This is a genomic window from Salinicola avicenniae (genome assembly GCF_023736115.1).
Taxonomy (GTDB): domain Bacteria; phylum Pseudomonadota; class Gammaproteobacteria; order Pseudomonadales; family Halomonadaceae; genus Salinicola; species Salinicola avicenniae.
In genome coordinates, this window is sequence record NZ_JAKQZC010000001.1 from 93,772 (window position 1) to 112,482 (window position 18,711).

The window sequence follows — 18,711 nt, forward strand, 5'->3', positions numbered from 1 at the left end:
TTCCCCCCCTGACGCTCTCGCTATAAAAAAGCGAGAAATTTACGAATTGGCGGCAAGCGAAAACGTCATCAAGCCAAAAAGAAAACTCTTTATAAGCTTATTTATCAGCATCTTATTAGATAGTAAAAGGTTCTGACTAAGACCTTTGTAGCGCAATACCATGGTTGCAATGCAAGTTTGCAACAATCTGGCAATACTGGCGCCGAAGCTTGCACCCCTTTCAAAAAACAATCAAAGGGAATGAATAATGACAGCACAGTGCTCAGAAGTGTCATTGTCTTCATGGCATTATTTCACGGCCTTTCCACTGCTTTTCACTATTCGATGTGCCACTTCATGCCTGCGCCAGGACGATCTGTTGCCGCAGGCGTGCGTCGCACTTTTGTGACGTTCATCACGTCACGGGAACGCGTTCGCGACTGATTCGTCAGCATGAAAAACCTCATCAGGACCGTCGATCGACACGACGTGTACACGCCGTGCCGTCGGGGCGATGCAAGGCGCCTTGTTCGACGAGCTCCCGACGACAATCCGTCAATGACAGCGAGGGACAGGAACCATGTTCGGCTCATACTCCACGTCGCGCCGGCGTTATCTCGCCGTGCTGATCGGCGCCTCTTGCGCGATGCCGTTGCTGGCACACGCCGAGATCAATCCGGACTTCTTCGGCTATGCCCGTTCGGGGATCGGCTCGACTTCCGGCGGCGGCAGCCAGACCTGCTTCCGGGCTGCGGGGGCCCCCGCCAAGTACCGCCTCGGCAACGAGTGCGAAACCTACGCGGAGATCGGCCTCGGCGCCCAGCTTTATCAGCAGGACGAGGCCAGCTTCGACTTCGCCAGCCGCGTCGCCTATGTCACCGCCCAGGACAATGACGACGAGTCGCTTCAGGACGAGGACAACAACATTTCGCTGCGCGAAATGTACGTTTCCGGCACCGGCGTCATTGCCGGCCTGCCGAGCGCTTCGCTGTGGGCGGGCAAGCGTTTCTACAAACGCCACGACATCCACATGAACGACTTCTATTACTGGGATGTCTCCGGCCCCGGTGTGGGGATCTCGGATATCGACGTCGGCACCGGTGCGTTGAGCTTCGCCTGGACCCGCAGCGAGGGTAACGACGACGGCGACGGCCTGTTCCCGGACGCCGGGCAGCAGATTTCCGACGACACGCTGGACGCCCGCTGGAGCGGGATCCCGGTCAACCCCGGCGGCTCGCTGGAGCTCGGGCTCGACTACGGCCGTTCCTCGCTGCCCGACTGGCAGCAGGACTACTACGACGATCAGGGCGTCGATTACGACGAGGGCGACAAGGGCTGGATGGCCACCCTCGAGCACACTCAGAGCGACTGGTTCGGCGGCAGCAACAAGTTCGTCGTGCAGTACGCCACCGATGGCATTATCACCCGGGACGGCAATGCCGTCGGTCGCGGCACCGGCACGCTACGCCAGGAGGGCAGCATGTGGCGCGTGATCGACCAGGGCCAGGTGTGGCTGGCACCGGACAAGCTCGACATGCTCTATGCGCTGATCTACGAAGATAAGGACATGGACGACAATACCGGCAGACAGTGGTTTTCCGCCGGCGTGCGCCCGGTCTACTACTGGAGCGACATCATGAGCACGGCGGTCGAGCTGGGCTACGATCACATCGAGCCGCAGGGCGGCGTGACCGGCTACAACGACGGTGACCACGACCTGACCAAGCTGACCATCGCACAGCAGTGGTCGGCCGGGCGCGGCGCGCTGATTCGTCCGACCATCCGCCTGTTTGCCACCTATGCCAACTGGAGCGGCGATGCCTACAACGACGCGCGCGAATCCTATTCGCTCGATACCGGCGCCGGCCCCAACAACGTCGACATCGACGATTCGGATGGCCTGACGTTCGGCGCCCAGATGGAGGTCTGGTGGGGTAGCTGATCGCCCGACGTTTTCAGGTTCGCTCTGTTTCGATCCTTCGGGCTCCGGCGCCCTTACCGCGCCGGGGCCGTTTTCATGATCTCCCGCAGGAGTTGATGCATGCCGAGTTACCCCCAACCTGCGCTGCCGCGAAAAGCGCCGGCGCGACCGCCGAGAGCGCTACCGCTAACACGTCAGGCACTGCCGCTGGTTGCCCTGCTCGTTGCCCTGACGGGCTGCAGCTCGCCGCTCATGTCGCCGCAGGCACCGACATTACCCGCTCAGGCCGGGCAACAGGCACTGGCGAGTGCCAGCGAGTGCTGCCAGACGCTTGCCGACCTGCCCTATCGCCCCCTGCCGGCGAACGAGACACTGACGCTCGACTTCACGCCACAGACGCCGGCGCACGGCTTCACCGACGGCAAGAGCTTCTTCCAGGCCTTTTCGCTGCCGGCGAATGCCGGGCCGTTGACGCTCGACGTCACCAGTCCGATTCGCGACGGCCAGGTCTTCGCCCCGACGCTGCTGGTACTCGACGCCGCTTTCCAGCCGGTGCGCCAGGTCACCAGCGAGACGCTTGAGGTGCGCCGCCCGACCGGCTTCTCCGGCGCTCGCCTGAGCGGACGCTTCAGCGTTGCCCCGGGGCCCGGCGCCAGCTATCTCGTCATCTACAGTCGTGATACGGATCGCCAGGCCACGACGACCTACGAGTCGGAAGAGAAGGCCTATGCCCGCGTCCGTGGCCTCGCCGAGCCCGCCGTGCCCGACCCGGTGGCGGCGCATACCGCCACGGGTAGCCTGACGCTGACGGTCGCACCGTTGACGAGTGGCGGCCTGCTCTCTTCGCCCTCGCCGGCCAGCGCATCGGCCATCCCGCCCGTCGCCGCGCCCACGTCGCCCCCCCGCCAGGCGCCGACCGGCATCGCCTCGGCGGCACCGGCCACCGCGGAGCCGGCCTTCGACTACCGCCGCATGATCGAGGCCGCGCTCAAGGCCGGCGACGTCGAACTCGCCCTGGAACTGGCCGAACGTGCCGAACGCAACGGTGAGACCGGCACGCGCGCCTGGCTGGCCGAGCGCCTGCAGACGCGGACGCCCTGAGGGCCGATGTCTGGAGGCCCAGGCGAGCTTCCAGAAACCCGAACGCCGCGATCCTCGGATAGCGGCGTTCTTTTTATCCGCGGCGTGATGCCGCCTTGTCACGCGTCAGCCCTGAAGCGCCTTTAACGACAAGGCGTCGACGACAGGGGCCAACGACCGGGGCCGATGTCATAGCCTCAGGCGCCCATATCAGGGCATCCATGTCGGAACAACGGCTACAGAGCGCCGTCGGCGATCGCTTTCGCCATCGTCGGCGATAGCGGCAATCGGGGCAGCAGCGTGGACTGGTAGGCATGATAGAGGTCAGCCTTGCCGCTCCAGACTTCGCTGGAAGGGTGGTTGTGGCGGTCGAGCTCCTGCCACCAGCTACCCCGTTCGCGGTCGATCAGGAAGCGGTCGATGTAGTCCCAGAAGGTGCGATACCAGGTCTCGTAGGCGGTGTCTCCCGTGCGCTTGAGCAACATCGCGGCGGTAGCGGCCGCCTCCGCCAGCGTCCAGTGCATGCGCTCGTGAACCACCGGCTGGTTCTCCCAGTCGTGGGTATAGACCAGCCCCGGTTCACCATCGACATGCCAGCCCAGCTCGCACGCGCTGTGGAAGAGACCGCGGGCATCCTCGATCAACCAGCCCGGCGCCGTTTCCCCGTGACGCAGCAGGCCGCCTTCGAGGTGCAGCAGCAGCCGCGACCACTCGAAGGCGTGGCCGGGCGTGGCGCCATAGGGACGGAAAGGGTCCTTCGGCGTGTCCTCGTTGTAGTCGCGCCACTCGTTCCACTCGGCGTCGAAGTGCTCGACCACGCGGTAGTCGTTGAGCCGCGCATGGGCGTGGATGATCTTCTCGACGATCGACAGCGCGCGCTTGCGCCACTTGGGCTCGTCGAGCACATCGGCGAGCTGCAGAAAGGCTTCGGTGGCGTGCATGTTGCTGTTGCCACCGCGATAGGCTTCATCCTCGCGCCAATCGCGCGAGAACCCCTCGCGCATGCGGCCTTCGTCCTCGGCCCAGAAGTGGGTCTCGATCACCTCGATGATGTCGTCGAGCAGCGGCTTGGCGGTCTCGTCGCCGGCCTGCCAGGCGCTAGCGGCGGCCAGCGCGACGAAGGCATGAATATAGGCCTGCTTGGTCTGAGTCTCGCCGGGTTGCGGCAGCGCGCCGTACCAGCCGCCATGCTCGGCATCGCGCAGCTCACCGTTCAGCGCGGCGATCCCGTGGGCGACCAGCGGCGCGGCACCGGGCTCGCCGCGCATGGCCGCCAGCGCAAAGCAGTGGGTCATGCGCGCGGTGATCATGGTATCGGGGACGGCATCCGCCGGCAGGCGTCCGTCCTCGTCCAGCGCGGCAAACCCGCAAGTCGCATGGCGCGAGGCGCGATAGAACGCCAGCAGGCGCTGCCCTTCGCTCTCCAGCCAGTGATGGTGCGACGGCCGGTCCAGCCAGCTGTCGTGGCGCGGTGGCAGATTGGGGGTGGTACCTGGCATGTAATGGGCCTCCTCTGCCCATGGCGAAATTCAGAATGGCGCCCGCGTGGTGGGTGCTGCGCCCGGTAGCGGCACCCACCGCCACGACATCGATTAACCGGCGACGACCGTGCCGCCGTTCGGGTGCAGCGTCTGACCACTGATGAACGAGGCGTCCAGCGAGGCCAGGAAGACATAGCAGGGCCCCAGCTCGGCGGGCTGTCCGGCACGCCCCATTGGCGTTTCCGAACCGAAGTCCTCGAGCATCTGCGGGTCATGCGCACCAAGCGTTGCCGGCTGCAGCGGTGTCCAGACCGGCCCGGGGGCAATCGCGTTCACGCGGATGCCGCGCCCGACCACCTGGTTCGAGAGCGCGCGCGTGAAGCTGATGATCGCGCCCTTGGTGGCGCTGTAGTCGACCAGGAAATCGGGGCCAATGTAGGCGTTGATGGACGCCGTATTGATAATGGCATCATCCTCGCCCAGATAGGGCAATGCCGCTTTGGTCAGGTAGAACATGCCATGCATGTTGGTGGCGAAGGTTTGCTCCCACTGCGCATCGTCGAGTTCGACGAGGTCGGTGCAGACCTGCTGAGTGCCGGCATTGTTGACCAGAATGTTGAGCCCGCCGAAGTGTTCGATAACCTGTTCGAGCGACCGACGGCAGAAGGCCGCATCCCGTATGTCGCCGGCGATCAGCAGACAACGACGCCCCTCGGCCTCGACCAGCCGCTGCGTTTCGCGGGCGTCGTCTTCCTCGCTCAGGTACATGACCGCCACGTCGGCGCCCTCGCGCGCGAAGTGGATCGCCGCTGAGCGCCCAATGCCACTGTCGGCGCCGGTGATCAGCGCGATCTTGTCTTCGAGCTTACCACTGCCGCGATAGCCCGGGCGGATGAACTCGGCTGGCGGCTGCATCAAGCCTTCCTTGCCGGGCAGGGTTTGTTGCTGGGCGTGAATCTCGGTCTTCCTGACCATCTGTCGACTCCTGTCTGCAGGTTCTGGGATAAAGATTCTGGCGTTGACGCTGCCGGCGCATGAATCGTGTCATCTCGCTGTCAGATTGCTAATGACGCCAACGGCCAATTAGCGCCCTACTAGTCCTAGTCGAGCGGCCGGCCGACCACAAGCGCCGGTTGGCTCGCGTCAGACACTGGCCACACCGAACAGCCACCCGACGGCGCCGGTGGCCACCATTGCCAGCGCGCCCCAGAAGACGACGCGCAGGGTCCCCGTGGTCATGCGCGAACCGCCAATCCGCGCCGATAGGCCGCCGAGCAGTCCCAGCGCCAGCAGCGAGCCGAGCGCCACGATCACCGTCAACTGCCCGGGCAACGCCAGTACCGCCGCGACCAGTGGCAGCGTCGCCCCGGCAAGAAAGGTGAGCGCCGAGGCGGCGGCGGCCTGCAACGGACGGGCACGATTGACCGAGGTGAAGCCAAGTTCCTCGCGCGCATGCGCCGCCAGCGCATCGTGGTGCATCAACGTCTCGGCGACCTCGCGCGCCAGCGCGTACGAGAGCCCCCGGCCGACATAGATTTCCGACAGTTCCTCGACCTCGGCTTCGTAATTGGCGGCCAGCTCCCGCCGTTCGCGCTTGAGATCGGCGCGCTCGGTATCCTTCTGCGAGCTGACCGAGACGTACTCCCCCGCCGCCATCGACATGGCGCCGGCGACCGCGCCGGCCACGCCCGCCGTCAGAACGCCAGTCAGCGAGGCGCCTGCGGTCGCCATGCCGATAACCAGGCTAGCAGTGGAGACAATGCCATCATTGGCGCCAAGCACGGCCGCTCGCAGCCAACCGACACGCTCGGAATAGTGGCGCTCCTTGGGGATGGTCATGCCGTGCGGTGACGAGCGGGAAGGCGGATCAAGCCGACCAAGGTCCAGTGTCGGGACATCTCGTTTCCTGCGATCAAGGGGCGATAACACGTAGCGAACCCGGCCATTGTCAGAATCGGACGGGGTCGACGACAATCAGACCAGAAAAGCATAGTCGTGGAGGTCCGTTCATGCCGCGCTTCGCCGCCAATCTCAGCATGCTATTCAACGAGGTGCCCTTTCTGGAGCGCTTCGGCCACGCCGCCGAGCAGGGCTTTCACGGCGTCGAGTTCCTCTTCCCGTACGACTTCGAGCCGGAAGCGATCGCCACCGAACTGAAGCGCCACGGACTCGAACAGGTCCTGTTCAATCTACCGCCAGGGGATTGGGCCGCAGGCGAGCGCGGACTGGCCGCGCTGCCGGGGCGCGAAGCGGCGTTTCGCGACAGCGTCGACCTTGCGCTGCGCTACGCCGACACGCTCGACTGCCCGCGTCTGCATGCGATGGCCGGCGTGGTACCGCCGAATGTTTCACGGGAAACACTCAAGGCGGTCTATCTGGAGAATCTGCGTTACGCCGCGCGAAAACTAGCCGACCAAGGGCGCACCCTGCTGATCGAACCGATCAACAGCCGCGACATGCCGGGCTATTTCCTGAACCATCAGGCCGAGGGGCACGCGATCGTCGCCGAGCTCGACGAGCCCAACGTGCTCGTGCAGATGGATTTCTATCATGCGCAGATCATGGATGGCGATCTGTGGCAGCGCTACGAACAGGGCAGCGACAGGATCGGCCATATCCAGATCGCCGGCGTGCCCGAGCGCCACGAGCCGGACAGCGGCGAGGTCAACTACGCCTGGCTGCTCGCGGAGCTCGACCGGACCGGTTACGAGGGTTGGGTGGGGTGCGAGTATCGCCCGCGCGGTGACACCGCCTCGGGGCTCGGCTGGCGACGGGCGTGGCGCCCCTAATCACCGAGGAGCGTTGGCTGCCTCAGGTGTCGATTCGGCGGATGCCGTCGGCATCGATGCGGATCTGGCGCTGCTTGTAGAGCCGCCCGATCGCCTGCTTGAAGGCATTCTTGCTGACACCGAGGCGGGACTTGATCTCGGCCGCCGAACTCTTGTCGCCCAGCGCGAGGAACCCGTCATGCTCGGCGAGCGCAGCCAGTACCTTCTCGCCGACCACGTCGATTCTCGCCTCGCCAGGCGGCAGCAACGACAGGTCCAGCCGGCCATCATCGCGTACGCGCTTGACGTAGCCGGTCGTGCGATCGCCGCGCCGCATCGGCCGGGTCATATCGTCCTGATAGAGCAGCCCCCAGAAACGGTGATTGACCACCGCCTTGGCTCCCAGATCGGTCAAATCGGCGATCACCAGATCGACCCGATCACCGGGGTTCAAGCCTTCCGCGTCGTCGCGCAGGAAGCGGTCCAGCTTCATGCTGGCGACCGGGCGCATGCGATCATCGACATAGATCATGACCAGCACCCGCTTGCCGGGATCCGGTCGGAAGCGCTGCTCGCCGAAGGGTAGCAACAGGTCCTTGGGTCGACCCCAATTGAGAAACGCGCCGGTGTCGTTCACCTGGGTCACACGCAGGTAGGCCACCTCGCCCACCCCGACGCGGGGCTCGGGCGTTTCCTCCCGGGTGTCGGGTGCGGCGTCCCGCTCTTGGCTGCTCATGGCGAATATCCGGTCTCGAAAAGCATTCATTATGAAGGGCGCACCCGACGGCGCATAGCCTGCATCCGCGAGCCCCACCCCGGGGCACTGAAGGTATGGCTCCTCGTTCGCCGGGATTATTGCGCCAGATACACCACTATCGCCGGGGTGATCTTCGGGTATCAATCCTGTCGATAGTCGAATTTACCACTCGTGATTAGCAGACTAACAACGCGACTCCCATACTGTGCGCCACATAAGGAGGCCAGACGCCTCCCTGACGACACAGTTGGAGGTCAATATCATGAAAACCCGTATTCTTGCCGCCGTCGCGATTGCCATCGCCCTGCCCGCCGCCGCCCAGGCCAACAGCGCCGTCAACGAGCGACTCTTCGAGCAGCAGAGCGAAGCGCTGAATATCCAGCAGACGGCCCAGTACCACGCGCTGCCGAGCCGCAACGCCATCGAGCCGGTTGTCGGTGGTCACAGCACCGCCGCCGACGAGTCGTTCCAGCACGTCAGCGAATCCACGCAGCTGGCTACCGACCTGCGCCCCAGCGACAACAACCTGATCGGCGACGGTCAGAGCGCGGCCGCCAGCCAAGCGCTGCAGAACGCCAGCCAGACCCGCGTTCAGGATCAGGGCTCGGTCGAGGTCAGCTTCACCAGCCTGTAATGCCGCCTACCTTGCCTGGCGGATGAATCGTCAAGCGAGTGGACACAGTGCCTCATTTGGCACTTAGAAGGGGAGCCATCGGCTCCCCTTCTTTTTGTTTGTCGCATTCGTCCTGTTCGTCACATTTGCCGTCGAGACCCACTGCCCGGAATCGTGTTCCGACGCTTCGACGCAGGAAGGTTCGGCAGCATCGAGCGAAGCCGATATAGAGATTTGTCGCCATCAACGTGATCGATAGTCAATGTCACGCCATTCGATTAGCAGACTAACTTAATGCACCCCATAATGACATCACAGGTTGAGGCCAAGGCCTCACAGGACATAACAGATCATTTGGAGGCAACATCATGAAAACCCGCATTCTCGCCGCTATCGCCATTGCCATCGCCCTGCCCGCCGCTGCCCAAGCCAGCGAAGCGACCAGCGAACATTTCGTGGCACAGCGTGAAGCCCTGAATACCCAGCAGATTACCGAACACCATGCCCTGCCGACGGCCTACGCCTTCGACACCGCACTCGGGGGCCACAGCGCCGCCGCCGACCAGGCCTTCGCCAATATCGGGGAGGCCACGGAGCTTGCCACCTACACGCCCGCCAGCGGCAACCCGCTGGTCGGTGACGGCCAAAGCGCAGCTGCTGCCGAAGCACTGCAGACCGTCACGCAGCCCAGCGCCCCGCAGAGCCATGGTTCGGTGGAAGTGAACTTCGCCAGCCTGTAAGCCACACGCCAGTACCCAAAAGGCCCCGGAAGGGGCCTTTTTCATGTCCGCTCGTCGGCCAGCTCGGCTGGCGGTATCCTCCTGGCATCAATACCGGCCCATCCAACGGACAAACAAAAACCGCCGCGGCGACGATTGTCGCGGCGGCGGTTTTCGTGAATCTGATGGCGCGCCCTAAAGGATTCGAACCTTTGACCTTTGCCTCCGGAGGGCAACGCTCTATCCAGCTGAGCTAAGGGCGCGTATCGCGCGGCGGGTAGACGGTACGCCCGTTCGCGGCGCGGCCATCCTACCCGCTCGGCGCGAGGCTGTCCAGCGGCGGCGCAAGCCAGCCACCCATGCCGGGCGCCTCGGCTTTCGTCGCGCCCGATCACCATTATACTGAAGTCGGCAGATCACTATAACGACAGCGACCGACGATGAGGCAAGGCATGCACAAACCGCTACTGACATTGACCACCACGACATTGCTGGCACTGGCGGCCGTACAGGCTCAGGCCGACAACGGCCAGACGGTCTACGACGACAACTGCGCCGGCTGCCACAGCGGCGGCGGCGCGCCGCAGCTCGGCGATCAAGAAGCTTGGCAGTCGCGCATCGACAAAGGCATGGACGCACTCTACGCCAACGCGATCAACGGCGTCGGCGGCATGCCGGCCAAGGGTGGCAACATGGGCCTGAGCGATGCCGAGGTGAAGTCGGCGGTCGACTATCTCGTCGACGAGAGCCGATAACCGCGTGATACCCCCCGCCTGCCACTGGCAGACCGGCGTCGCCAACGCCCACCAGCGCCTGCGCGACCGGGCGCCGCTGGTCCACTGCCTGACCAACCAGGTGACCATGAATTTCGTCGCCAACACGCTGCTCGCGGCGGGGGCGTCGCCGGCGATGACCGACCACCCCGACGAGGCGGGCGAGCTGGCCGGTGCGGCCGACGCGCTGTTGATCAATCTCGGGACACCGGGCGAGGCGAGCCTGACGGCGATGCACCGGGCGGCGCTGGCGGCCCATGCCGCCGGCACGCCGTGGGTGCTCGACCCGGTCGGCGCGGCGGCGCTGCCTCTGCGTCGCGACGTCGCCCTGACGCTGCGTGCGCAGCGACCGGCGGTGATCCGCGGCAACGCCTCGGAGATCCTGGCGCTGGAAGATGGCGAGACCCGCGGTCGCGGGGTCGACACCCGCCACCGCTCGGAAGCGGGCCTCGCCGCCGCCGCCTCGCTGCTCGATCACGCCGACGGCATCGCCATCTCCGGCGAGGTCGATCATCTCGCCACGACCGACGATAGCGGCCAGCCGCAGCGTCTGCGAATCGCCGGCGGTAGTGCCTGGCAGCCGCGCGTCACCGGCACCGGTTGTGCACTGGGCGCGCTGATCGCGGCCTATCTGGCGGTCGCGGAGAGCGTCATGGAGGCCATGCTCGCCGCCCACCTGCATGTCGCGGCGGCGGCTGAACAGGCCGAGCGCACGGCCGCGGGGCCGGGCAGTTTTGCCGTCGCCTGGCTGGATGCGCTGGATCAGGTGGCGCCGGGATCGTTCACGGAGGAGCGCGTCACGCGCTTGTGCTGAACGCTCACGGGCACGTCATCCCAGGCGCGCCAGGCCGGTCTTTCTCGACCGCGCAACGCCAGACGGCCGGCAATCGCTGCCGGCCGCCATGCTGAGGTTTCTCTAACCGATCGCCTAGGCGATCAGGTCCGCGGGATCGCGTGGCGAGGCCAGCCCGATCTCAGAAGCGCCGCCGTCGCCGGATCAGCCAGTAGCCGACCAGCAGGACAACGACCAGCGCGCCGACGCCCATGCCGATTCGTGCCAGCATCACCAGCGGCGAGCCGGGGCCGCCATCGCGAATCACCTGCACGTCTTCGGGCGTGACCTCGAGCACTGCCTTGCCCGCCTCGTCGGTCTCGCCGAAATGCCCCAGCAGGTAGTTGGCGAGCGCCGCGATCTCATCGTTCTCCAGCGAGTTGAAGGCGTTGGACTGCTCGCCGAACGGTGGCATGAAGACATGCCCACCCGCTTCGGTCTCGCGATCGACGCCATAGAGGATCGTCGCGAGCAGATTGCTGGCGTTGTCGTCGCCGAGCACGCCGTTCTCGTAGAGGCGGGGGTAATAGCCGTCCGCCGTGCCGCTGCCGTCGGGCTGGTGGCAGGAAGCACAGTTGGCCGAGTAGATCTGCGCGCCGCGGCTGTCACCCTTGAGCCCTTCGGCATAACCGTCGCCGCGGAAACTCGCCAGCGCCTCCGAGGCCTCGCCATGGCTGAAGCGGTTCTGATCGTGCGCCGCCGAGGCCTCGACCTTGCCATCGGCATTCGCCGTCGAACCGATCGCCGGCAGCGACTCGATGTAGATCGCAATCGCCCTCAGATCGGCATCGCTGAGATGCTGAAAGCTGTGGGAGATCGCTTCCGCCATGCTGCCGGCCGCCTGCGCCTGATCGAGCTTGCCGGTCTTCAGGTAGGTGAACAGCTCGTAGTGGCTCCAGCTACCGATGCCGTCGGCAAGATCCGGCGTGATATTGGGGGCATACCAGGGCCCGACCTGGGCGCCGGCCATCGCTTCACCGTCCTTCTCCTGCATGAGAAAACCGCGCGGCGTGTGGCAGGTTCCACAGTGGGCAGGCCCCTCGGCCAGATAGCGACCGCGATTCCACTCCGCCGAGCGCCGGGGATCGTCCTCGATCTGCGTATCGTCGAGGAACAGCAGGTTCCACGCCTTCATCGCGAAGCGCAGATTCATCGGGAACGGCAGCTGCGTCTCCGGCGCCGGCTCATCGACCGGTTCGACACCCTGCATGAAGTAGACATAGAGCGCATGGATATCGGCGTCGCTGAGATGCGTATAGGCGGTATAGGGCATCGCCGGGTAGAGATTGGCCCCGTCGGCACGGATACCGTGGCGCAGCGCCTCGGAAAATTCCGCCTCGCTGTAGTCGCCGATCCCCGCGCTCGTCGAGGGCGTGATATTGGTGGAGAAGATTTCGCCGACCGGCGATTCGATCTTCAGGCCACCGGCCATCGGCTGGCCACCGGGTACGGTATGACACGCGGTACAGTCCGACGCGGTGGCGAGATAGGCACCGCGCGCCAGCGTGCTGTCGGGCGTGCCGGCGTCGCCCGGCGCGGGCGCACTGGCGAACAGCGGCAGCGGTGCCGCCAGGCAGGCCGTCGCGGCAAGAACGCGAGTCAGGGTACGAATCGACATGCTCATGCCCCCTTCGCCTGGCTGACCAGTGCCTCGGCGGCCTTGAACGCCAACGCCACCATGGTGATCGTGCTGTTGCCACAGGCCGTACTGGCCATGGCGCCGCCGCCCGGCAGGAACAGGTTGTCGTGATCGTAGGCACGGCAATCGGTATCGACGACCGAGTTGGCCGGGTCGTTGCCCATGATGGTGCTGCCCATCAAGTGCTTGCTCTGCGCGAACTGGGTGGGCTCCTTGACGTCGATCGCCCCCATCGCTTCGGCGATACGCCGGGCGATCGGCATCGAATAGACATCGGCGGAACGGCGCGTGTAGTCGCCCACGTCGTAATAGACGTGCGGCTTGGGCAGACCCAGCCAATCCTTGCGCGAGGAGAGCGTCAGCCGATTGTTCGGGTCCGGCAGGATCTCGTGAGCGGCGACGACGTTGACCGTGCAGGCGGTGCGCCGACGGATCTCCTCGTCCAGCGCGCGACCGACCTTGCCGGTCTTGAGCGCGTTGAAGGTCTCGTAGCGGTTGCGCGCGAAGTTGTTCATGCGGAAGTAGGCCCCGGCATGCTCGGCGCGAAAATCGCCTTGAGAGGTCTCCATGATACCGCTGTTGACCACAGGCCCCTGGCCCAGCCAGTAGGGCTCGTCGAGGGTCAGCGTCAGCCCCATCTGCGGGTGGTCCATCATGTTGCGGCCAACCTGATCGGAGCTGTTGGCCAGCCCGTTCGGATTACGCGAGTCGGCGGACATCAGCAGCAGCTTGGGCGTCTCGATGGCGTTGCAGGCGATCACGAAGTGCTTGCCGGTGACACGGTGGCTCTGACGCTCGGGATCGTAGTAGTGCACCGCTTCGATGCGGTTGCCTTCGCCGGTCTCGATGCGATGCACCACGGCGTTGGAGAGGATCGTCGCGCCCTTCTCCTCCAGCCGTTTCAGCGAGGTCGCCGCATCGTACTTGGCACCGATCGGACAGACCGGCACGCAGTTGTTGTTGCCGCAGCAGGCGGGACGCTCATCGTAGGGCGTGCCGCTGTTACGCGCCTGGGCCACCGGCAGATTGGTATAGCCAAGCGCGTCCTTCACCACGCGGGTGAACTTCTCTTCGCCCGGCGAGAACGGCAGGTGCGGCATCGGGTAAGGCTTCGAGCGCGGCCGCGGCGGCCACTGCAGCGCCGGATCGGCGGGACCGCAGATCCCCAGCTTGTACTCGGCCAGGTTGTAGTAGGGGTCGAGCGTCTCGTAGTCGAACGCCCAATCCCGGCCAACGCCGTAGCGCGAATTCAGGCGCATGTCGTCGGGCGTCAGGCGCCAGCAGGTGCCGGCCCAGTGCCAGGTCGAACCGCCGGCATAGCGGATGTAGGTCTGGGCGTACGCGTCCGGGCCATCCAGCTGCAGGTAATCCTCGTCCGGGTTACCGGTGCGCGGCATCGGGTGCGGCGCCCACGGCTTGGGCGGATAGCTCGAGGAAGCGCTGCCCTTGATCCCGAGCGGCAGGTTGCGGAAATTCTCGACGATCTCGGCGCGGGTCACGCGCGGACCGGCTTCGAGCATCACGACGGAGATGCCGGCATCGAGCAGCTGTTCAGCGACAACGACGCCGACGACACCGGTGCCGACGATTACGACCTCGGCGGAGGCGGTTTGAGTCATGTCAGGGATTCTTTGTGGGACGGGTCACTAAAAGCGAGCCACGGGTTAGAAGCGAGGCACGGGCATGAGCGGTGCCGGCGGGCGGCTCCAGCCATTGGGGCCCGATAGCCCGAAGGACGGAATCGGCACGATGTCGAGCGTGGTCTGATACGTCAGCGCATGCTCGTAAGTGAACGGCTCGGCATCGGCAGCGGCGCTGGAGGCGCCCGAGTACCAGGCGGCGATGACCCAGTAAGCCAGGTCGCGCAGTTCGCCTTCCGGAATCGCGTCGAAGAACTGTTCGACCTCGGTTGCATCGCGCTGCTCGGCGATCTCGACGATCTGCCCGATCATGCCGGAGAGATCGGCATGCTTCTGCGCGGCGAAAGCGGCGATGCGCAGGCCCACGCCTTCGTTGAGCCGATGATTGACCAGCAGTTGGGAGAGCCGCATGAAGCGCTGGTGCAGCGGGGTATCCTCGAAGTCCTTCGCCCAGGCCAGCGTAGGCCCCGCGAAGGTAAAGCTGCCAAGCAGGCTGGCGCCACCGATCAGTAGCTGGCGGCGCGAGACGCCCGGAGTCTTGTTGCTGTTTTGCACGCACGGCCTCGTGAAAGCATCCAAAGACAGGTGATCGCCCGCCAAGGGGCGGTCATGGCTATCGGCCATCAGCCCGAGCGATCACATCGTGCGCGCATGATACATGTAGACAATTATAACTTTAAGCCGGGCTTAACATATTGGGCGTCGACACAGGTGCCGGCGCGACTCTCCGCCAAGCGCCGGCCCGTGGACACGGCCCGGCGACAGAACGGTGCGGTTGGTCAGAGGCGCTCGCGACAGGATTCGTCAGGATACCCAGCGGATATTGTCGACACCCGACGGCGATACGAGCCAGCGTCAGCGGCGCCTCAGCGTCCGCAGCAGAGCCGATCCGACGTCGGCGCGGCGCGCTCGGGGTCGGGTGCCTCACGCGCTTTGTCGTAGCAGTGCTGCATCTCGCGCGAGGGGGCCTCGCAGCCGGCATCGCCGATGATCCGCGCCGGAACGCCGACGGCGGTGGTGCATGCCGGGACATCCTTGAGCACCACCGAACCGGCACCGATGCGAGCGCCTTCACCGATCTCGATATTGCCCAGCACCTTGGCGCCGGCACCGATCAGCACGCCGCGACGAATCTTGGGATGCCGATCGCCCGCTTCCTTGCCGGTACCGCCCAGGGTGACGCCCTGCAGCAGCGACACCTCGTCGTCGATTACGGTCGTCTCGCCGATCACCACGCCGGTGGCATGGTCGATGAAGACGCCGTTGCCGAGGCGTGCCGCCGGGTGGATATCGGTCTGAAAAACTTCGGAGCTGCGGCTCTGCAGATAGCGCGCCATCTGTCGCCGCCCGCACTGCCACAGCGCATGCGCGAAGCGGTGCACGGTCAGTGCGTGGAAGCCCTTGAGATAGAGCACGACCTCGGTGACCTGACGGATCGCCGGATCACGCTCGAGCACCGCGGTCAGGTCGTGGGCAATGCCGCGCTCGAGCGCCGGGTGCTCGGCGAGCAGGTCGTCGAACAGCGCAATCAGCTGGTTGGCGGCGAGATCGGGGTGGGCCAGGCGATGCCCCAGACGGTAGGCAAGCCCGGCGCCCAACGTGGCCCGATTGAGCACTGCTCCCAGCATCAGCGGCGTCAGCAAGGGTTCCTGGCGCGAGATCGTCATCGCCTCGTCGCGGGCCTGTTGCCACAGCTCGGTCGTGTTCATCGTCTCTCCTTGAAACGGCAGTCCGGTCGTCGTCGCCCGTCTAGCCTAGCAGCGAACGCAACCCGGCAATCGCACTCTGCCCCCGCTCCTGCTTCTTCTCGGGGTTCTCCTTGTCGGCACGCCCTTCCCACTCGAGGTCCTCCGCTGGCAGCTCGTCGAGAAAACGGCTCGGGGTGCAGTCGAGCAGCTCGCCGTAGGCCTTGCGCTGGCGCGCCAGCGTCATCGTCAGCGTGCGCCGGGCGCGGGTGATGCCGACGTAGGCCAGCCGCCGCTCTTCTTCGATGGTACCGGCCTCGATCGAGTTGCGGTGCGGCAGCAGCTCCTCCTCGAGGCCCATCAGGTAGACATGGGGAAACTCGAGCCCCTTGGAGGCGTGCATGGTCAGCAGCTGCACGCGGTCGGAGTCGTCTTCTTCGGCCTGCTGTTCGAGAATGTCGCGCAGCACCAGCCGCGAGATCGCCGACTGCACATCGTCGGTCTCCTCGCTCGCCTCGCCCTCCTCATCGTTACGATGCATCGACTTCTCGAGCTGGTCGATCAGCGTCCAGACGTTGGCCATGCGCCGCTCGGCGATAGTCGGCGCGCTGGCGTTCTGGTAGAGCCAGGCTTCGTAGTCCATGTCGCGGATCATCTCGCGGATCGCGGCAATCGCATCGCCCTGATCCATGCGCTTGCGCACACCATCGATGAAGTGGGCAAAGCGGCCGAGACGCTCGACCGCACGCGTCGGCAGCACCTGCTCGAGCCCCATCTCGCCACAGGCAGCAAACATCGAGCCGCCACGCTCGCTGGCGTAGTTGGCGAGCTTTTCCAGCGTGCCCGGGCCGATCTCGCGACGCGGCACGTTGACGATGCGCAGGAAGGCGTTGTCGTCGTCCGGATTGATCAGCAGGCGCAGGTAGGCCATCGCGTCCTTGATCTCGTTGCGCGAGAAGAACGAGGTGCCGCCGGAGAGCTTGTAGGGGATCTGGTGATGCTGCAGCTTGAGCTCCAGAAGCCGGGCCTGGAAGTTGCCGCGATAGAGCACGGCGAAGTCACGCCATTCGGCGCGCTCCTTGATGCGCCGGGTCAGGATCTCGCCCGCCACGCGTTCGGCCTCGGCCTCTTCGTGGCGGTTGACCACCACCCGGATCGGCTCGCCCTGGCCCATGTCCGACCATAGGGTCTTTTCGTAGACGTGCGGGTTATTGGCGATCAGGGTATTGGCCGCGCGCAGAATAGTCGCCGTAGAGCGATAGTTCTGCTCGAGCTTGATGACGTTGAGGCGCGGGAAGTCCTCGCCGAGCGTCACCAGGTTTTCCGGCCGCGCGCCGCGCCAGGCGTAGATCGACTGGTCATCATCGCCGACCACGGTGAAGGTAGCGCGCTCCGCCATCAACAGCTTCACCAGCTCGTACTGGCTGACGTTGGTGTCCTGATACTCGTCCACCAGCATGTAGTGGATGCGCTTGCGCCAGCGCGCCAGCGCCTCGGGATCGGTCTTGAGCAGCACCACCGGCAGCATGATCAAGTCGTCGAAATCGACCGCGTTGTAAGCCTTCAGATGACGGTTGTAGGCTTCGTAGATCCGCGCGGCGTACTGCTGGTCCTCGTCCTCCGCGTGGGAGAGCGCCGGCCCTGGCAGCACCAGATCGTTCTTCCACTGCGAAATCTGGCTCTGCACGCCGTTGATCTGCTCGGCGTCGGTATCCGCCTCTTTCTGCATCAGATCGCGCAGCAACGCCTTAGCGTCCTCCGGGTCGAACAGCGAGAAGCCGGGGCGGAACCCCAATGCCTTGAGTTCGCGTCGGATGATATTGAGGCCGAGGTTGTGAAAGGTCGAGACCGTCAGGCCGTGACCTTCGCGCCCCTTGAGCATCTGACCGACACGCTCCTTCATCTCGCGCGCCGCCTTGTTGGTGAAGGTGACGGCGGCGATCCGGCGCGCGCTCATCCCGCACTCCTGTACCAGCCAGGCGATCTTGGTGGTAATCACGCTGGTCTTGCCGGAGCCGGCACCGGCCAGCACCAGACACGGGCCATCGATGAAGCGGACGGCTTCCTGCTGACGCGGATTGAGCTTGGCGAGACGTTGGCGAATATCGGACATGAGGGCAGAATCGCAGAGGTAGGAACGGTGACGTCAGAACGGCTATATCAGAACAACCGACAGGGAATGATACACCTCATGCGCATCATCCGAGACGATTTACGCGGCCCGGAAATTGCCGCGATGCTGAAGGCCCACCTCAAGGACTTCGAGCCCCACTCACCACCGGAAAGCCGCCACGCGCTGGATCTCGAAGGCCTGCGCCATCCGGACGTGCACTTCTATACTGCGTGGAAAGATGACGATCTGCTCGGCTGCGGCGCGTTCAAGCGTCTCGACGACACTCACGCGGAGGTCAAATCGATGCGCACCGACCCAGCTCACCTGCGCCAAGGCGTGGCGCGGGCGATCCTGGCGCACCTCATAGAAGAGGCGCGTGCCGCTGGCCTGCAGCGGCTGAGTCTGGAGACCGGCCCGATGGCGCACTTCGCCCCGGCAAGACGGTTGTATGAAGCGTTCGGGTTTGACTACTGCGAGCCGTTCGGTAGTTACCGGCAAGACCCTTATAGCGTCTACATGACGCGACGACTGTGAAAGCGACCGCTCACCCTTGGTGATAGGAACCACTCAGAACCTGTTGCTACTAGATGAACCTCGACACCACGACCAGCAACGCCATTGCCGATAACGCCATCACCCAAAGAGTGAACTGTAAGGCCCTGGCACTATGGCGTACGGGAACGTAGCCAAGGCAGACAATTCCATAAGCGT

17 protein-coding genes and 1 tRNA gene are annotated in these 18,711 nt (G+C 65.0%); 8 read left to right on the forward strand and 10 right to left on the reverse strand.

The window, feature by feature from the left end; genetic code table 11:
* The first annotated feature begins 559 nt into the window (after positions 1-559).
* On the forward strand, positions 560-1,921 hold the full coding sequence (locus tag MC381_RS00410; RefSeq protein WP_251975744.1) for a maltoporin: 1,362 nt from the start codon (positions 560-562) through the stop codon (positions 1,919-1,921).
* 99 nt (positions 1,922-2,020) lie between these two features.
* Positions 2,021-3,001, forward strand: a complete 981-nt coding sequence (locus MC381_RS00415; RefSeq protein WP_251975745.1) for a MalM family protein — start codon at positions 2,021-2,023, stop codon at positions 2,999-3,001.
* A gap of 215 nt (positions 3,002-3,216) precedes the next feature.
* On the opposite strand, the gene MC381_RS00420 is transcribed toward MC381_RS00415, so the two are convergent.
* The 3 genes from MC381_RS00420 to MC381_RS00430 form a co-directional block, all read right to left on the reverse strand.
* Positions 3,217-4,479: a D-mannose isomerase gene (locus tag MC381_RS00420; RefSeq protein ID WP_251975746.1), complete on the reverse strand. Its 1,263-nt coding sequence runs from the start codon at positions 4,477-4,479 to the stop codon at positions 3,217-3,219.
* Positions 4,480-4,572: 93 nt separating this feature from the next.
* Positions 4,573-5,436 carry an SDR family oxidoreductase gene (locus MC381_RS00425; RefSeq protein ID WP_251975747.1) on the reverse strand — a complete coding sequence of 288 codons (864 nt, stop codon included), beginning with the start codon at positions 5,434-5,436 and terminating at the stop codon, positions 4,573-4,575.
* Positions 5,437-5,604: 168 nt separating this feature from the next.
* Positions 5,605-6,300 carry a VIT1/CCC1 transporter family protein gene (locus MC381_RS00430; RefSeq protein ID WP_251975748.1) on the reverse strand — a complete coding sequence of 232 codons (696 nt, stop codon included), beginning with the start codon at positions 6,298-6,300 and terminating at the stop codon, positions 5,605-5,607.
* A gap of 170 nt (positions 6,301-6,470) precedes the next feature.
* On the opposite strand from MC381_RS00430, the gene otnI reads away from it, so the two are divergent.
* Entirely contained in the window at positions 6,471-7,250 is a 780-nt protein-coding gene (otnI, locus tag MC381_RS00435) for a 2-oxo-tetronate isomerase (protein WP_251975749.1), read from the forward strand.
* A 22-nt stretch (positions 7,251-7,272) separates the two neighbouring features.
* On the opposite strand, the gene MC381_RS00440 is transcribed toward otnI, so the two are convergent.
* Complete coding sequence (locus MC381_RS00440; RefSeq protein WP_251975750.1) at positions 7,273-7,965, reverse strand: CvfB family protein; 693 nt, start codon at positions 7,963-7,965, stop codon at positions 7,273-7,275.
* Positions 7,966-8,248: 283 nt separating this feature from the next.
* Here MC381_RS00440 and MC381_RS00445 point away from each other — a divergent pair, with 283 nt between their 5' ends.
* Positions 8,249-8,620, forward strand: a complete 372-nt coding sequence (locus tag MC381_RS00445) for a hypothetical protein (RefSeq protein WP_251975751.1) — start codon at positions 8,249-8,251, stop codon at positions 8,618-8,620.
* Between the two features lie 347 nt (positions 8,621-8,967).
* Positions 8,968-9,339, forward strand: coding sequence for a hypothetical protein (locus MC381_RS00450; protein WP_251975752.1), 372 nt, complete (start codon positions 8,968-8,970; stop codon positions 9,337-9,339).
* A gap of 165 nt (positions 9,340-9,504) precedes the next feature.
* Here the strand turns inward: MC381_RS00450 and MC381_RS00455 are convergent.
* Positions 9,505-9,581 (reverse strand) — tRNA-Arg (locus tag MC381_RS00455).
* A 189-nt stretch (positions 9,582-9,770) separates the two neighbouring features.
* Here MC381_RS00455 and MC381_RS00460 point away from each other — a divergent pair.
* Together MC381_RS00460 and thiM are read left to right on the forward strand one after the other, a co-directional pair.
* Complete coding sequence (locus tag MC381_RS00460; RefSeq protein ID WP_251975753.1) at positions 9,771-10,073, forward strand: c-type cytochrome; 303 nt, start codon at positions 9,771-9,773, stop codon at positions 10,071-10,073.
* A 4-nt stretch (positions 10,074-10,077) separates the two neighbouring features.
* Complete coding sequence (thiM, locus tag MC381_RS00465) at positions 10,078-10,905, forward strand: hydroxyethylthiazole kinase (RefSeq protein ID WP_251975754.1); 828 nt, start codon at positions 10,078-10,080, stop codon at positions 10,903-10,905.
* 160 nt (positions 10,906-11,065) lie between these two features.
* Here thiM and MC381_RS00470 read toward each other — a convergent pair whose 3' ends face one another.
* The 5 genes from MC381_RS00470 to rep form a co-directional block, all read right to left on the reverse strand.
* Positions 11,066-12,541, reverse strand: a complete 1,476-nt coding sequence (locus MC381_RS00470; protein WP_251975755.1) for a cytochrome c — start codon at positions 12,539-12,541, stop codon at positions 11,066-11,068.
* A 2-nt stretch (positions 12,542-12,543) separates the two neighbouring features.
* Positions 12,544-14,181: a GMC family oxidoreductase gene (locus MC381_RS00475; protein WP_251975756.1), complete on the reverse strand. Its 1,638-nt coding sequence runs from the start codon at positions 14,179-14,181 to the stop codon at positions 12,544-12,546.
* Between the two features lie 45 nt (positions 14,182-14,226).
* Positions 14,227-14,757 (reverse strand): sugar dehydrogenase complex small subunit, encoded by a 531-nt coding sequence (locus tag MC381_RS00480; protein WP_251975757.1) that lies wholly within the window; start codon positions 14,755-14,757, stop codon positions 14,227-14,229.
* Between the two features lie 311 nt (positions 14,758-15,068).
* Positions 15,069-15,911 carry a serine O-acetyltransferase gene (gene cysE, locus MC381_RS18235; protein ID WP_286009598.1) on the reverse strand — a complete coding sequence of 281 codons (843 nt, stop codon included), beginning with the start codon at positions 15,909-15,911 and terminating at the stop codon, positions 15,069-15,071.
* Positions 15,912-15,951: 40 nt separating this feature from the next.
* On the reverse strand, positions 15,952-18,000 hold the full coding sequence (gene rep / locus MC381_RS00495) for a DNA helicase Rep (RefSeq protein WP_251975758.1): 2,049 nt from the start codon (positions 17,998-18,000) through the stop codon (positions 15,952-15,954).
* A 78-nt stretch (positions 18,001-18,078) separates the two neighbouring features.
* Here rep and MC381_RS00500 point away from each other — a divergent pair, with 78 nt between their 5' ends.
* Entirely contained in the window at positions 18,079-18,534 is a 456-nt protein-coding gene (locus MC381_RS00500) for a GNAT family N-acetyltransferase (RefSeq protein ID WP_251975759.1), read from the forward strand.
* The last annotated feature ends 177 nt before the right edge of the window (positions 18,535-18,711 follow it).